Annotated in this window: 9 protein-coding genes; all 9 read left to right on the top strand. The window is 49.2% G+C overall.

Annotation, left to right across the window (positions count from 1 at the left end; translation table 11 throughout):
* The first annotated feature begins 2 nt into the window (after positions 1 to 2).
* Positions 3 to 350 (top strand): DUF1048 domain-containing protein, encoded by a 348-nt coding sequence (locus tag KJS57_RS13925; RefSeq protein WP_213655255.1) that lies wholly within the window; start codon positions 3 to 5, stop codon positions 348 to 350.
* A gap of 10 nt (positions 351 to 360) precedes the next feature.
* On the top strand, positions 361 to 714 hold the full coding sequence (locus KJS57_RS13920) for a DUF1048 domain-containing protein (protein WP_211020463.1): 354 nt from the start codon (positions 361 to 363) through the stop codon (positions 712 to 714).
* 129 nt (positions 715 to 843) lie between these two features.
* Positions 844 to 1,605 carry an ABC transporter ATP-binding protein gene (locus KJS57_RS13915; protein ID WP_213655254.1) on the top strand — a complete coding sequence of 254 codons (762 nt, stop codon included), beginning with the start codon at positions 844 to 846 and terminating at the stop codon, positions 1,603 to 1,605.
* Positions 1,606 to 2,373 (top strand): ABC transporter permease, encoded by a 768-nt coding sequence (locus tag KJS57_RS13910; RefSeq protein WP_213655253.1) that lies wholly within the window; start codon positions 1,606 to 1,608, stop codon positions 2,371 to 2,373.
* Between the two features lie 202 nt (positions 2,374 to 2,575).
* Positions 2,576 to 4,858 (top strand): glycoside hydrolase family 3 N-terminal domain-containing protein, encoded by a 2,283-nt coding sequence (locus KJS57_RS13905; protein ID WP_213655252.1) that lies wholly within the window; start codon positions 2,576 to 2,578, stop codon positions 4,856 to 4,858.
* A gap of 348 nt (positions 4,859 to 5,206) precedes the next feature.
* On the top strand, positions 5,207 to 8,455 hold the full coding sequence (locus tag KJS57_RS26705) for a family 43 glycosylhydrolase (RefSeq protein WP_213655251.1): 3,249 nt from the start codon (positions 5,207 to 5,209) through the stop codon (positions 8,453 to 8,455).
* A gap of 87 nt (positions 8,456 to 8,542) precedes the next feature.
* Positions 8,543 to 9,535 (top strand): S-layer homology domain-containing protein, encoded by a 993-nt coding sequence (locus KJS57_RS13895; RefSeq protein ID WP_213655250.1) that lies wholly within the window; start codon positions 8,543 to 8,545, stop codon positions 9,533 to 9,535.
* Between the two features lie 140 nt (positions 9,536 to 9,675).
* Positions 9,676 to 13,170 (top strand): carbohydrate-binding protein, encoded by a 3,495-nt coding sequence (locus tag KJS57_RS26620; protein WP_213655249.1) that lies wholly within the window; start codon positions 9,676 to 9,678, stop codon positions 13,168 to 13,170.
* Positions 13,171 to 13,261: 91 nt separating this feature from the next.
* A complete protein-coding gene (locus KJS57_RS13885) occupies positions 13,262 to 16,552 on the top strand; it encodes a family 43 glycosylhydrolase (RefSeq protein WP_213655248.1) in 3,291 nt (1,096 codons plus the stop codon).
* Positions 16,553 to 16,600 lie beyond the last annotated feature (48 nt).

Raw genomic sequence — 16,600 nt, 5'->3', positions numbered from 1 at the left:
GCATGAATCTTTGGGAGAAAATCACCGGAAGCGATATGACCCGAGAAATGAAAGCTTTTGAATCCCGAGTCAAAAAATTGCCGGCTGATTATCAAGCGGCATGGGATAAAATCAAAGCCAACCTTTGGATGCATTCGGATTTCACAGGTCGCAATCTCATGCCAATCCTTGCAGGAGTGGTTGGCCTTCTCGAAGAATCGGCGGCGGAGGGTCAGAGTATCCATGAGGTGCTGGGTGACGATATCAATGGCTTCTGTGCAGCATTGGCCGGCGAAGAAGGGGCAAAGTCTTATCGCGACAAGTGGCGCGAGCAGCTCAACAATACGATCGCTAAAAAACTAGGTAAATAGGAGGGATAAAATGAAACTGCAAGATATCATGCAAGGCAAAAAAGAATGGCGGGCGCACATGGCCCGTGTTAAAGCTCTCCCGCAAGATTATCAGATCGTTTATAAAGAGATTCAGAAATATCTCTTTAAGGTCGGCCCTGTTGAATTAAATGAAAGTACGGGTTTACTGACGGGAATCGTTGATCTTTTTGAAGAGGGCGCGGCCATGAAGAAAGGCGTTCTCGAGGTGACGGGAAGAGATGTAGCGGCTTTCTGCGACGAATTAATCAAAGACTCCAAAACTTATACGGACCTTTATCAAGAATCTGTCAAACAGGCAGTTAGCAAGGCTATAAAAAAGGATATAGATAAGCAAAAGCCGTAGAACCTACCGACTGAATAGCTGATTACGAATGTGGATTGCCCTTTCGCTATTCAGTTTTATTTTTAACCCGGTAGTAAGTTATACAGGTTACCAGTCACACTAAATAGTTAATTATAGGGGGAGAAAAGAATGGGCAATGCAGCGATTTCCGTAAAAGGGCTAAAAAAATCTTATAAAGACAAGGAAGTCCTAAAGAGCGTGGAGTTAGAGGTGGAAAAAGGCAGCATTTTCGCCTTGCTTGGCTCCAACGGTGCAGGTAAGACGACGATTGTGAGAATCCTCAGCACGCTGCTCAAACAAGACGGAGGCACCGCTATCGTAAACGGCTTTGACGTTGCGTCAAAGCCGGAAGGCGTACGGCAGTCGATCAGCCTGACCGGACAATTTGCCGCGGTGGACGAGATTTTGACTGGGCGGGAGAATCTGATCATGATCGCCAAATTACGACACCTCGCCAATCCGCGTCAAGTGGCTGATGATTTGCTAAAACGCTTCGGTTTAACCGACGCTGCCGACCGCAGGGCGTCCACCTATTCGGGCGGGATGCGTCGAAGACTCGACATTGCCATGAGCCTGATCGGAAAACCGCAGCTTATTTTTCTTGATGAGCCAACAACCGGGCTTGACCCTGAGGTACGAATTGAGGCTTGGAAGGTTGTTAAGGAGCTTGCTGATGGGGGAACGACGGTATTCCTGACCACGCAGTATTTGGATGAAGCCGAACAACTTGCAGATCGAATCGCCATTTTGCATGAAGGTATAATTATTGCTAATGGTACGCTGGACGATCTGAAAAAGCTGTTTCCACCCGCTAAGGTGGAGTATGTGGAAAAACAGCCAAGTTTAGAAGACATATTCCTTGCCATCATCGGCAAGAAGGAGGACAAATAAATGGAAACCGTAAAGAAACATTTTTTCAGCGATATGGGGGTTATGCTTGGACGTTCCATGCGCCATATTATGCGCAGTATGGATACCATCATCACCGTCTGCTTCACTCCGATTGCCATGATGCTGTTGTTCGTCTATGTGTTTGGCGGTGCAATCCAAACCGGAACGGATAACTATGTGAATTATCTATTGCCTGGGATCCTGCTAATTGCGATAGCAAGCGGAATTTCTTATACGGCATACCGACTATTCTTGGATAAACAACGGGGCATCATTGAGCGGTTCCATTCCATGCCGATTGCCCGTTCCGCTGTGCTGTGGGGGCATGTGTTGACCTCGGTAGTATCGAACGTCATTTCTGTTGTCATCATCATTCTTGTAGCGCTCATTATGGGCTTTCGCTCATCTGCAGATGTTCTGTCTTGGCTTGCCGTTGTCGGTATCCTCGTCTTGTTTACGCTGGCTTTGACTTGGGTCGCGGCCATTGTCGGATTGACCGCCAAATCGGTGGAAGGTGCAACCGCCTTTTCTTATCCGCTAATCTTCCTCCCATTTATCAGCTCGGCGTTTGTGCCGACAGACTCGATGCCAACGGTTGTTCGTGCTTTTGCCGAGAATCAGCCGGTGACCTCCATTGTGGAAGCCATCCGCGCGCTTCTGTCGAAGCAGCCTGTCGGAAGTGAGATTTGGATTGCGCTCGCCTGGTGCTTTGGGATCCTGATTGTGTCATATCTGTTTGCGATGCGCGCTTTTAAACGGAAAGTGTAATGTTTGCAGGCATAACGTCCTCCATCCGGACGCAAAACGCAGAGCCTATAACCGTGAGTGAAACCACTGTTGGAGGCTCTTTTTTTTACCGATTTCTCCGGTAGTTTTGTGACTGGCGATATCTGGAGAAGAGCTGAAATAGCAACAAATCGCACATTCATAGCGTCTAATCCTTCATACAACAACAAGTGAGGTACAACTGATGAATGTAAAAATGGTGACGATTTTAGGTGCCGTGCTCGGTTCCATGCTTATTTCGGCAGGAAGTGCGGCAGCGAGCGAACGTTTTTCCGATCTGCAGCATTCCAAATGGGCCGAGGACAGCATCAACTATATGGCCAAAAGAGGTACCGTTGCCGGATACGGCAATGGCAAGTTTATGCCCGAGAAGCAGGTAACCAGAGCTCAGGCCGTGACTTTCATGGTCCGGGAGCTGTATCCTCAGGAGCTGCAATCCGGTGCGGGAGCTTCCAATTATTCCGATGTTCCGGCAACCCATCCTTTTTATCGTGAAATTGCTATTGCGGCGAAACACGGGCTGGCCAGCGGATTTCCGGACGGCACTTTTCATCCGGATACAGCGATGAGCCGCGCGGAGACGGCGGCATTCCTAACACGCGCTTATTCGCTTGTGACAGGCAATCAATCTGTCAATTTGAAAGATACGAAAGATCATTGGGCGGCAGAGCCTATTCTCATCATGAGCTCCAACGGTTTGATCGGCGGTTATACGGATGGCAGCTATCGTCCGAATCAATCTGTAACACGGGCGGAGTTTTCCGTATTTATGACCCGGGTGATTCGATTCGAGCGCGAATCAGCCGTTCAGGCGCACGATTGGGATAAGCTGATATCCTATATGACGGTCAGCGAGCAGGTCGGTCAAATGCTGATGCCTGATATTAGGCAATGGAATGGTCAAGTGACAACGACCGTCAATGAAGGTATAAAAAGCAGCATCCACGATCAGGATTTGGGCGGACTTATTCTGTTTGACAAAAATATTGTAGACGCACGACAGGTAACAACACTAACGCATAATCTGCAACTGGAAGCAGGGGACATTCCGCTCTTTCTCGGCATCGACCAGGAGGGAGGCGTTGTTAAGCGAATCCCAGGCGGGACGAATCTACCGGGTCAAATGGCGCTCGGCGCATCCGGTGACACGGCACTGGCTGAAGCTGCAGGAAAGCTAACAGGAGAAGAACTGAAGGCGCTCGGGCTGCAGGTCAATTTTGCCCCGGTTCTCGATATTAACAGCAACCCGGACAATCCGATCATCGGGATGCGCTCGTTCAGTTCCGATGCGGATCTGGTATCACGGCTGGGAACCGCCACCATTAAAGGGCTGCGTCAATCCGGAGTCATCGCGGCAGTGAAGCATTTTCCGGGGCATGGTGATACGACAGTAGACTCTCATCTGGGAATGCCGGTGTTGAACCACAACCGTGAACGCCTCGATGCGGTCGAACTGAAACCGTTTCGCGCTGCGATTGAGAACGGCGTGGAGATGATCATGACTGCTCATATTGCTTTCCCTGCAATAGACGACGAGCATGTTACTTCACTGAAGGACGGAAGCAGCGTACCGATCCCTGCCACGTTATCAAAAAAGGTGCTGACCGGGCTGCTCCGGGAAGAGCTGGGCTATAAAGGCATCATCATTTCCGATGCTTTCACTATGAATGCGATCGCAGAGCATTTTGGGGAGAATAAAGCGGTGGAACGTGCGGTCTCCGCAGGCGTGGATATCATCCTTATGCCGCAAGATCCGGCAGCTGCACATCAAACACTGGTAAACGCGGTGAAGAACGGAACAATTCCGACTGAAACCATTCATAATTCGGTGAAAAAAATCTTGGAACTTAAATCGGAATATGGCTTGTTTGACCGCAGCGAAAGCCTGACTCATAAGTTGAACACACTTAACAGCGTCATCGGTAACAAGGAGCATCGCGCGGTGGAACAACAAATTGCAGAAGAAGCGGTTACCGTATTGGCCAGCCGTGATGGTGCGCTTCCGGATCAGATTCATCAAGGGGACCGTGTCGTTATTGTCGCAGCCGAGCAGGAGCAGGCCAAGCAGCTTGAGAAACAGCTGATCCAAGCCCAAGGCAACCTGTCGCTTAAGACGAATATTTCCGTATTCGGTCCAGGCAAAACGACGGAGGCGCTCAAAGCTGTGAATCAGGCGGATTATGTGATTCTGGCTAATTACCAATTCCGTAACGTGGCCAGTCAATTCGGATGGAGCGAAGTTCAAACGTTGATCAATGAGATAAACAAGAGTAATAAACGATACACTCTTTTATCGCTTGGCAACCCGTATGAGATGATCTTTTTGCAGAACGTGCAGTCGGGACTCGCGGTTTACGGAAAGCAGGAACCTAATACGGCCGCCGGGATCAAAGTACTGCTTGGACAATTAAAAGCCGGGGGCGTATTGCCTGTGACAACGGCTCAAAGCTTGGTCAGCGTTAAATAAATATTCCGGGTAGAAGATGATAGTCATATGTATCTATTAATAAGCAGGCCTCTCGATTCCTTTCCAGGATCAGGGGCCTATTTTTAATTCAGAAGTAAACTTGAACACCAAAAAGTCTACTTTCTTCATAAGAAATTACATCGTGATTATGAAAAGACGCAGTTATAATGAGTGCAGAAATTCAGGAGAACAGGTTAGCAGAAGGGATATTACGGGCGAAGAGGGGGGAATTTATATCATTTGAAAATTTATTACGCGCAAAAATTAAAGCGCTATCATTTGTAACTATAGTAAAAATAGGAATTATGTCGTAATTGGTCAAAGCCTGAATGGGAGGAATTAAATACGATGTATAAAAAGTGTTTGGTACTCGTTTTGGTTTGTTCTTTCTTCATAAGCTTTCTACCAGGTAAATCTATCTATGCTGCGGGTGAAACCGCCAAGAACCCGATTATTTGGGCGGATGTTCCGGATGTTAGTGTAATCAGGGTTGAAGATACCTATTACATGACCAGTACAACGATGCATATGAATCCGGGTGTTCCCGTTATGAAATCCAAGGATCTCGTAAACTGGGAAATCGTCAATTATGTATATGACATCCTGGCAGCAAATGACAAACAGACGCTTACCAATGGGCAAAACATATATGGGCAAGGCTCATGGGCCAGTAATATCAGATATCATAACGGCATGTTTTATGTCGTATTTGCTTCCAATGATATCGGCAAGACGTATATCTTCCAAACCACCAACATTGAAAAAGGCCCTTGGGAAAAGTATGAGCTGGCCGGCGGGGTCTATCATGATATGTCCCTGTTGTTTGACGACGACGGACGTGTATATCTCGTTTACGGCAATGGAACCATTCGGGTTATCGAGCTTACTTCGGATGCCACGGCGGTCAAACCGGGAGGAATGAACAAAGTCATTATTCAAAATGCAAGCGCTCCCGGAGGTTCGGGCGGTTTAGGTGCCGAAGGGTCGCACATTTATAAAGTGAACGGCAAGTATTATATCTTTAATATTTCATGGCCGACCGGGGGAATTCGGACTCAACTGGTCCACAAGGCGGATCAGATCGACGGTCCCTATGAAGGCAAAATTGCGTTAAAATCCGGGAGTAACACAAGTGGAGCCGGCGTGGCCCAAGGCGGCATAGTTCAAGCGGTTGACGGGCAATGGTACGGAATGCTGTTCCAGGATTATGGCTCGGTAGGACGTATTCCTTACATTGTTCCCATGACTTGGAGCGAGGATGACTGGCCTGTTTTCAGTGATGTTAATGATACGGGGATTCCTGCAGAGCTTTCGAAATCCTGGGTGTCCTCCGACAACTTTGATCAGAGTACAGAGAGAGTTGGTGCCTATCATACCGAGGTAGCCGGTGGAGAAAATGACTATAACGGCTCCAACCTTGATTACGTTTGGCAATGGAACCATAATCCCGACAACAGATATTGGTCACTGACTGACCGTCCCGGCTATTTAAGATTAACGACGGGGAGAACAAGCACCGGCATCCTGGATGCCAGAAATACGCTTACTCAAAGAACGTTCGGTCCGGAAAGTTCAGGGACCGTCGCTATTGATGTCAGCCATATGAAAGACGGCGACGTGGCCGGAATTTCCGCATTCCAGAAAAACTACGGTTATGTCGGCGTTAAAATGTCAGGTTCTGAAAAATCGATTGTGATGGTAAATGGAAGCTCCGGGTCGGCTGTAGAAGCGGCTATTATTCCGATCAATCAGGACATCGTCTATTTACGGACTGAGCTCGATTATAAGAACCGGACGGACAAAGCGTCCTTCTATTACAGTCTGGATGGAGACCGCTGGGCGGCGATCGGGAACACACTGCAAATGTCATATACCTTGCCGCATTTTATGGGCTACCGATTCGCTTTATTCAATTATGCAACAAAAACCGCAGGCGGTTATGTTGACTTTGACTATTTTTTAATCGGCGACAAGTTGGAAGGTCCTAATGATGATGCGAATTTAAAAGAACTTCGTCTGGACGGCGTTCCTTTGAAGGGCTTCAGTCCAAATATATATTCCTATGATATAGATGTTCCGGAAGGATCCTCTCCGCCTCAAGTTTCCGCGGCGGCAAACGATCCCAAGGCTACGGTGAACATCACCCAAGCTACGACAATCCCCGGAGAAGCGAGGGTGAAAGTCTTAAGGGACGGAGTTGAAGCAGCTGTCTATACTCTTCGTTTCAGTTCGCCGGTCTTCGTAGCGATTGAGGCCGAAAAAGCGGCGGACAACTCGGAGGAAGCTTACGTGCACGGTACGATCGACGGCCATACCTGGTCGCTTGTCGACGGACAATCCACAGAAGCGATGTGGTTTGGACCCGATACCGGCTTCAATATGTCCGGAACGGATGCTGCGACCCTCGCCTCAGGCTCCAGGCTTGGATATAAGATCAACATTCCGGAAGCAGGAGCTTACCAGCTTTGGATCCTCGCCAAGAGTGTGGATTTCAATTCCGATTCTCTCCATGTCGGAGTGGATCAGCAGTATAAATTCACTTCCAACGGGATTGAGGGAATCAGCGGCGGACAATTCAAATGGGTGAATCTCAGTAACGGCGGTTCTGTCGTGCCTGGGGGAGCGCCATTGAATTTAACGGCCGGCGAGCATGAATTAAATTTCTGGGGCAGGGAGGACGGATTGGCGATTGACCGGATTTATTTGACAACAAGCACCTCCACGGCGGATCCTGTCTGGCCGTCCACGGAAGAGCCAGAACCGACGGAACCTGCAGTTGTCCTGTCGGCAACGGACAGTGTGAAGCCCGGAAGCAGCTTTACCGTCGGGGTGAACCTGAACAACCTGGAAGAAAGCATATATGCTCAAGTCATCACGTTGACTTATGATGCCGGCGTATTTGACTATATGAGTGCAACATCCGCAACGTACAATGTGGAGCTGATGACAGAGGAGAAAGACACCTTGGGTGAAGTCCGATTGATCTCCGCCAATATCGGAGGCATCACGGGAGCGAGCACGCCGGTTCTGGATCTGACCTTCAAGGTGAAATCCGGGGTTCAGAACACGAGCGGAGCGATTGCCGTGACCCGGGCGGAGCTTGGAACGTCGGAAGGAGCCGTGATCCAGGCGGCCACGGACCGGAAGGTCATTTCCGTAGGAAGCATTGATGTGGGCGTAGACAAGACGGCACTGAACACTGCGATTACGAATGCACAGAACTTGTATGACGCCTCAGTCGTCGGCACACTGCCTGGTCAATATCCGCAAGCGGCTAAAGATGCCTTCGGCATTGCGATTAACGCGGCCAAAGCGGTTAAAGACAACTCGAGTGCGACCCAGTCGCAGGTTGACGGCGCCGTCACCGATCTGCTCCGTGCGGTCGATACCTTCAAGTCCGCAGTCATTAAGGAAGTATCCGCGGACCTGAACAAAGACGGAATCATCAATGTGGGTGACCTTGCGATCGTCGCTTACCATTACGGCAAGAATTCCAACAGCCCGGATTGGACGAAAGCGAAGATTGCCGATCTGAACGGGGATCAGAAGATCGACATTACGGACCTCGCGTTCGTAGCTACCAAAATCCTGAATTAGTTAATTCATTATAAAATTTTCTCTCAGTACGCCCTGTTCCGCAAAGAGTGGCGAAGGGACGGGGCGTGCTGAAATAAGGAGAGCCCTATGAGAAAAAGAAAACTAACCATCTTGATTTGTTTTATTGCAGTTATAACAACGGCTTTCATGCCCGTTAAGGGATATACAAAAGCGGAGACTGGGTTTTCACTAACGAAAAGCTCAGATCAAGCTCTTCCTGACAAAACTCTGACGGTAACATTGAATGGAGATAACCTGAATGGACTCTATGCTTATGAAGCTTCCATCAAGTTCGACCCTAAAATCGTTGAGTTGGATAAAGCCGAGTCGAAGTTAGATGGTTACTTCATCACTCCGAAGGCCGAAGACGGAACCGTGACGATCGCGTTCACGAAAATCGGAAAAAAGGCAGGCGAGCAAGGGAATACAGCCTTAGCTTCTATTCAATTTAAAGGGAAAACCAAGGGAGATGCCGGCATTAAACTGGTATCCGTAAAGGCATTGGACCCGGCATTGAAAGAAACCGTTTACCAAAACAAGACGACTTTCGACGATCTTGCTGGCTATGAATGGGCAAGGATGGAGATCGAGGCTCTAGCCACATCGGGAATCATCAAGGGATCTTCATCAACCACTTTTAGCCCGGGAGCGAAGATTACCAGAGCGGACTTCGTTAGCTTGCTGGTCAGGGCGTTGGAGTTGGATGCCGAAGTCGCAGGTAACTTTAAAGATGTCAAACAGAACGACTATTATTACAAGGAAGTTGGGATCGCCAAAAAACTCGGAATTGCTCTGGGGACAGGCGACGACAAATTTGAGCCGAAGAAAAGTATTTCCCGGCAAGATATGATGGTGACGGCCGAACGCGCTATGAAAATTGCGGGAAGAATGCTCGATGAGAATGACTCGGATTTGAGCAGTTTCAGTGACTCCGGAGATGTATCCGCTTACGCGGTAAATGCCTTAGCGCAATTGGTCAAGAAAGGGATCATTGAGGGCTATAACGGAATGATTATGCCTAAAGATACAGCGATCCGGGCGGAGGCCGCCGTCATTATTTACCGGTTATTGAACATCTAAACGTCAAACCTTTCATGAGGTTGTTCAGACTACTGAACTGCCGGGAAATGAGGTGTCAACGTTCAAGCTAAGCAGCATGAAGCTCCTACATAAAAGTTAAGCGTCTTTTAACCTATTTATGAAAGGGTGGAATTAATAAAATGCGAGTATGGAGTAAACTGCTGTCCATGATTATGGTTCTAACGCTTGCCATCGCGTCAAGCCCGATAAATCCAAAGGTTCAGGCGGCGGAAGGAACTCCGCTTACCCCGGCTTTTGCCAAGACTCCTGGCAACGCTAATCCGCTATTTTCGCACAAGTTTGGGGCTGATCCCTATGCCATGGTTTATGACGGCAGAGTTTATATTTACATGACCAATGATATTTTTGAATACAATGCGAACGGAACGATTAAGGATAACGGATATAGTCGTATTAACAAGATTACGGTGGTTTCATCTGATGATATGGTGAACTGGACAGACCACGGAGAAATTCCTGTAGCGGGCCAGCAAGGGGCGGCCAAATGGGCAAACAATTCATGGGCTCCTGCCGCCGCTCATAAAACGATAAACGGGAAAGAGAAGTTTTTCCTGTACTTTGCGGATAGCGCAAACGGGATCGGTGTTCTTACCGCGGACAGTCCGATTGGACCGTTTACGGATCCGATCGGTAAAGCTCTGATCAGCAGAAGCACTCCAGGCGTAGAAAACGTTACATGGTTGTTCGACCCTGCCGTGCTTATGGATGATGATGGAAGCGGATACATTTATTTTGGCGGGGGAATTCCGGCCGGGAAGGATGAAGACCCGGGAACCGCGCGGGTTGCAAAGCTAGGCGATGACATGATCAGCCTGGATTTGGCAGCCAGCGGCGGGAAGGCTAAACCGATTAATCCGCCATGGCTGTTTGAAGATTCGGGAATTAACAAGTACAACGGAAAATACTACTACTCCTACAGCACAAACTTTTCCGGTCAACATCCGCCGGATATTCCAACCGGAACGATCGCATACATGGTGAGTGATCATCCGCTCGGTCCATTCACCTACGTGAAAACTATATTGCCGAATCCTGCTGTTTTCTTCGGAGTCGGAGGCAACAATCACCATGCCATGTTTGAATTTAACGGCCAATGGTACATGACTTATCATGCCCAGACCGTGGCTAAGGCCATGGCGGAGAGCGGTCTGGTACCGGAATTGGGCGGCCAGCCGCATGGGTATCGTAATGCACATATTAATAAGGTCAGTTTTGATGCAAACGGAGTGATCGAAACAATCACGGGCGATTACGCCGGGGTTCCTCAACTGAAAAATTTGGATCCTTATAAAAGAGTTGAGGCAGAAACGATCGGTTGGAACGGGGGAATATCCACCGAAACTACGACCCAGCCGGGAGGAATGGTGAACAGCATTAATCTGGCTGTAAGCAGCATCAACAATGGGGACTGGGCGGCCGTTTCCAAGGTTGATTTTGGCACGGAGGGTGCAGGAACATTTACGGCAAATGTGGCTAGCGATTCCAGCGGCGGGACGATCGAACTGCATATCGATCGTGCGGATGGTCCGCTGATAGGAGTTCTGTCGATTTCCAGTACGGGCGGCGAAACCGCCTGGAAAACGAAGACAGCCAGTATTTCCGGCGCAACGGGAGTTCACGATTTATACATGGTTTACAAAGGCGCATCTACAGGTAACCTCTTCAAGGTAGATTATTGGCAGTTCGGAAAGAAGAATGCGGTTCGCGATCTTGTAGCCATCAATGCATCCGTCGATAAAAACAAAATCGATCTGGTTTCCGGAACCAACACGGCAAAACTGGAGGTTGTAGCCGTTTATAGCGATGGAACAAGTGAAGATGTTACTGCCCAGGCAAACGCAACACCTGCCCAAAGCGGTATTGTCGACATTAAGAACGGAGTAATCACCGGAGTGGGGTATGGGTCAACAACGGTTGATATCAGCTTCGGCGGAAAGACGGATTCGATAAATATACTCGTTAAAGACCTGAACAGTGAACTGTCGGTCAAACAGATATCTGTCGACAATCCTTCATTTGCTCTGGATTCCGGCCAAAAGGCTACTTTTAAAATCATCGCCGAGTATCAAGACGGACACAAGGAAGACGTAACCCAAAAAGCAACTTACAACAACCCCAGTCCGAATATCGCAGAAGTTTCGAACGGAAAAATCACCGCAAAAGCCAGCGGAACGACCCAGGTCGTCGTCAGTTATCGGGGAGAATTGGGTGAAGCTGCAACAACTCAAATTAGCGTATCTGTCGATACTCCCGCTTTCGTAGCCATTGAGGCCGAAAAAGCGGCGGACAATACGGAGAAAGCTTACGTGCACGGCACGATCGAAGGCCACACTTGGTCGCTTGTCGACGGGCAGTCCTCGAAGGCGATGTTCTTCGGACCCGATACCGGCTTCAATATGTCCGGAACGGATGCAGCGACCCTCGCAACAGGCTCCAGGCTTGGATATAAGATCAATATCCCGAAAGCTGGGGCTTATCAGCTTTGGATCCTCGCCAAGAGTGTGGATTTCAATTCCGATTCTCTCCATGTCGGAGTGGATCAGCAGTATAAATTCACTTCCAACGGGATTGAGGGAATCAGCGGCGGACAATTCAAATGGGTGAATCTCAGTAACGGCGGCTCCGTCGTGCCTGGGGGAAGTCCATTAAATTTCAACACCGGCGAGCATGAATTAAATTTCTGGGGCAGGGAAGACGGACTGACGATCGACCGGATTTATTTGACGACGAGCACCTCCACGGCGGATCCTGTCTGGCCGTCCACGGAAGAGCCGGAACCGACGGAACCTGCGGCTACACTGTCGGCAACGGACAGCGTGAAGCCGGGAAGCAGCTTTACCGTCGGGGTGAACCTGAACAACCTGGAAGAAAGCATATATGCTCAGGACATTACTCTGAGCTATGATGCCGGCGTATTCGACTATATGAGCGCAACATCCGCAACGTATAATGTGGAGCTGATTACAGAGGACAAAGACACCTTAGGTGAAGTCAGACTGATCTCCGCCAATATCGGAGGCATCTCGGGAGATAGCACGCCGGTTCTGGATCTGACCTTCAAGGTGAAATCCGGGGTTCAGAACACGAGCGGTGCGATTGCAGTAACCCGGGCGGAATTGGGCACATCCGAGGGAGCCGTGATCCAGGCGGCCACGGACCGGAAGGTCATTTCCGTAGGAAGCATCGATGTGGGCGTTGACAAGACGGCACTGAACGCCGCGATTACGAATGCACAGAACTTGTATGACGCCGCAGTCGTAGGCACCCTGCCTGGTCAATATCCGCAAGCGGCTAAAGATGCCTTCGGCATTGCAATTAACGCGGCCAAAGCGGTTAAAGACAACTCGGGCGCGACGCAGTCTCAAGTCGACAGCGCCGTCACCGACCTGCTCCGTGCGGTCGATACCTTCAAGTCCGCAGTCATTAAGGAAGTATCCGCGGATCTGAACAAAGACGGAATCATCAATGTGGGCGACCTTGCGATTGTCGCTTACCATTACGGCAAGGATTCCACCAGCCCGGATTGGGCGAAAGCGAAGATCGCCGATCTGAACGGCGACCAGAAGATCGACATTACGGATCTGGCGTATGTAGCCACTAAAATAACTGACTAAACACAGGTAAAGAAATGGACGGGGATTATTGTTATCCCTGTCCATATTCCTTACATCCAATGATCAAATGTAATGTGGAGGGGATTTGTTAATGAAAAAGGCTTTTAGCCTCGTCATTTCTTTTCTAATTAGCATGATGGTGTTCACGACAATTTCTTTTGCAGATAACCCCGTAGTCCAAACGATTTATACCGCTGATCCTGCTCCATTAGTGGTTGGTGATACAGTCTATCTATATACCGGACACGATGAAGATGGCTCGACCTATTTTACGATGAATGAGTGGAGAGTTTATTCTTCAAAAGACATGGTCAACTGGACGGATCATGGATCGCCCTTGTCTTACAAAACGTTTAGTTGGGCAAAAGGCGACGCATGGGCGGGCCACGCTATCGAAAGAAATGGTAAGTTCTATTTCTACTCAACTGTTACAAGTAGTTCGCTTGGGCGGCCGGCGATCGGGGTGGCCGTATCTGACAGTCCTACCGGCCCGTTTGTAGATGCTCTTGGCCATCCGTTAGTCTCCAGCGCTTGGGGCGATATTGACCCGGCTGCCTATATTGATGACGACGGTCAGGCCTATCTTTATTGGGGAAATCCCGAATTAAAATATGTAAAGTTAAATCCCGACATGATTTCCTATGACCAAAACGTTGGTATTGTAACGGTACCTTTGACTAAAGAAGGGTTTGGGGAACGTTCAGGGAATGCCTCCAGGCCGACATTATACGAAGAGGGGCCGTGGCTCTATAAACGCGGAGATCTATATTACATGGTATATGCTGCCGGAGGTATACCTGAATTTATTTCGTACTCTACCAGCAATAGCCCTACCGGGCCCTGGACCTATAGAGGCGTCATTATGACTACACAAGGAAAAAGCTTTACAAACCATCCGGGAGTCATAGATTTCAAAGGACATTCTTATCTTTTTTATCATAATGGCGCATTACCGGGAGGAGGAGGCTTCACTCGTTCCGTAGCGGTTGAGGAATTTAATTTTAATTCTGATGGCACATTCCCGGCGATTAATATGACAACTCAGGGTCCATCCGGGCTTATGAATTTAAATCCGTATGTCAGAAATGAAGCTGAAACTATGTCATGGGCATCGGGCATCAAAACGGAGCCATCCCATCAAGATGGAATGAACGTTTACCAAATTGACAACGGAGACTATATAAAGGTAAAAAATGTGGACTTTGGGTCTACCGGGGCCGGTTTGTTTTCTGCAAATGTATCCAGCGCTTCTAACGGCGGCACCTTGGAACTTCATCTTGATAGTGCTGAAGGGACATTGATCGGAACGCTTCCTATTTCCAACACAGGCGGAGATCAGGTCTGGCAGACAAAAACAACAAGTATATCCGGCGCTTCCGGGGTCCATGACGTTTATTTAGTGTTCAAAGGTGCAGCGACAGGCAATCTCTTCAAGATAGATTATTGGCAGTTCGGCCATAAGAGCGCTGCTCACGAACTCGCTGCGATCAACGCATCCATCGATAAATATAAAATCGACACGGTGTCCGGCGCCAACCAGGCGAGCATGAAAGTTACAGCAGTATATACCGATGGCACAAGTGCCGACGTTACTGCTCAGGCTGTTGCAACGGCTGCCCAAAGCGGCATCGTAAGTATTAATAAAGGAATTGTAACGGGAGTAGGCTATGGTTCAACCCGCATCCATGTAAGCTATGGCGGAAAGACAGATACCCTAAATATGCTGGTAAAAGACTTGAACAGCGAACTGACGGTGAAGAAGATTACCGTTGATAATCCTTCAGTTGCTTTGGATTCCGGTCAAACCGCTGCTTTTAAAATTACCGCTGAGTATCTTGACGGGCACAAGGAAGACGTAACCCAAAAAGCAACTTACAACAACCCTAGTCCGAATATCGCAGAAGTTTCGAACGGAAAAATCACCGCAAAAGCCAGCGGAACGACCCAGGTCGTCGTCAGTTATCGGGGAGAATTGGGTGAAGCTGCAACAACTCAAATTAGCGTATCTGTCGATACTCCCGCTTTCGTAGCCATTGAGGCCGAAAAAGCGGCGGACAACTCGGAGGAAGCTTACGTGCACGGCACCATTGATGGCCACACTTGGTCGCTTGTCGACGGGCAGTCCTCGAAGGCGATGTTCTTCGGACCCGATACCGGCTTCAATATGTCCGGAACGGATGCAGCGACCCTCGCAACAGGCTCCAGGCTTGGATATAAGATCAATATCCCGAAAGCTGGGGCTTATCAGCTTTGGATCCTCGCCAAGAGTGTGGATTTCAATTCCGATTCTCTCCATGTCGGAGTGGATCAGCAGTATAAATTTACATCTAACGGCATTGAGGGAATCAGCGGCGGACAATTCAAATGGGTGAATCTCAGTAACGGCGGCTCCGTCGTGCCTGGAGGAAGTCCATTAAATTTCAACGCCGGCGAGCATGAATTAAATTTCTGGGGCAGAGAAGACGGACTGACGATCGACCGGATTTATTTGACGACGAGCACCTCCACGGCGGATCCTGTCTGGCCGTCCACGGAAGAGCCGGAACCGACGGAACCTGCAGCTATCCTGTCGGCAACGGACAGCGTGAAGCCGGGAAGCAGCTTTACCGTCGGAGTGAACCTGAACAACCTGGAAGAAAGCATATATGCCCAGGACATCACGTTGACTTATGATGCCGGCGTATTCGACTATATGAGCGCAACATCCGCAACGTATAATGTGGAGCTGATCACGGAGGACAAAGACACCCAAGGTGAAATCCGATTGATCTCCGCCAATATCGGTGGCATCTCTGGAGATAGCACGCCGGTTCTGGATTTGACCTTCAAGGTGAAATCCGGGGTTCAGAACACGAGCGGTGCAATTGCCGTAACCCGGGCGGAGCTTGGAACGTCGGAAGGAGCCGTGATTCAAGCGGCCACGGACCGGAAGGTCATTTCCGTAGGAAGCATCGATGTGGGCGTTGACAAGACGGCACTGAACGCCGCGATTACGAATGCACAGAACTTGTATGACGCCGCAGTCGTAGGCACACTGCCTGGTCAATATCCGCAAGCGGCTAAAGATGCCTTCGGCATTGCAATTAACGCGGCCAAGGCGGTTAAAGACAACTCGAGTGCGACGCAGTCTCAAGTCGACAGCGCTGTCACCGACCTGCTCCGTGCGGTCGATACCTTCAAGTCCGCAGTAATCAAGGAAGTATCCGCGGATCTGAACAAAGACGGAATCATCAATGTGGGCGACCTTGCGATCGTTGCTTACCATTACGGCAAGGATTCCACCAGCCCGGATTGGGAGAAAGCGAAGATCGCCGATCTGAACGGCGACCAGAAGATCGACATTACGGATTTGGCGTATGTTGCCACTAAAATAACCGACTAAAACTACCATAAGTGAGGAGGGATGGGGTGTTTTGCATGCCATCCCTCG

The organism is Paenibacillus vini, assembly GCF_018403325.1.
Taxonomy (GTDB): domain Bacteria; phylum Bacillota; class Bacilli; order Paenibacillales; family Paenibacillaceae; genus Fontibacillus; species Fontibacillus vini.
This window is presented reverse-complemented; position numbering and strand designations above follow the sequence as displayed.

What these genes read in the sequence shown, in the direction of transcription:
- KJS57_RS13925 (WP_213655255.1), top strand. Translation starts at nt 3, where the DNA reads ATGAATCTTTGGGAGAAAATCACCGGAAGCGATATGACCCGAGAAATG.
- KJS57_RS13920 (WP_211020463.1), top strand. Translation starts at nt 361, where the DNA reads ATGAAACTGCAAGATATCATGCAAGGCAAAAAAGAATGGCGGGCGCAC.
- KJS57_RS13915 (WP_213655254.1), top strand. Translation starts at nt 844, where the DNA reads ATGGGCAATGCAGCGATTTCCGTAAAAGGGCTAAAAAAATCTTATAAA.
- KJS57_RS13910 (WP_213655253.1), top strand. Translation starts at nt 1,606, where the DNA reads ATGGAAACCGTAAAGAAACATTTTTTCAGCGATATGGGGGTTATGCTT.
- KJS57_RS13905 (WP_213655252.1), top strand. Translation starts at nt 2,576, where the DNA reads ATGAATGTAAAAATGGTGACGATTTTAGGTGCCGTGCTCGGTTCCATG.
- KJS57_RS26705 (WP_213655251.1), top strand. Translation starts at nt 5,207, where the DNA reads ATGTATAAAAAGTGTTTGGTACTCGTTTTGGTTTGTTCTTTCTTCATA.
- KJS57_RS13895 (WP_213655250.1), top strand. Translation starts at nt 8,543, where the DNA reads ATGAGAAAAAGAAAACTAACCATCTTGATTTGTTTTATTGCAGTTATA.
- KJS57_RS26620 (WP_213655249.1), top strand. Translation starts at nt 9,676, where the DNA reads ATGCGAGTATGGAGTAAACTGCTGTCCATGATTATGGTTCTAACGCTT.
- KJS57_RS13885 (WP_213655248.1), top strand. Translation starts at nt 13,262, where the DNA reads ATGAAAAAGGCTTTTAGCCTCGTCATTTCTTTTCTAATTAGCATGATG.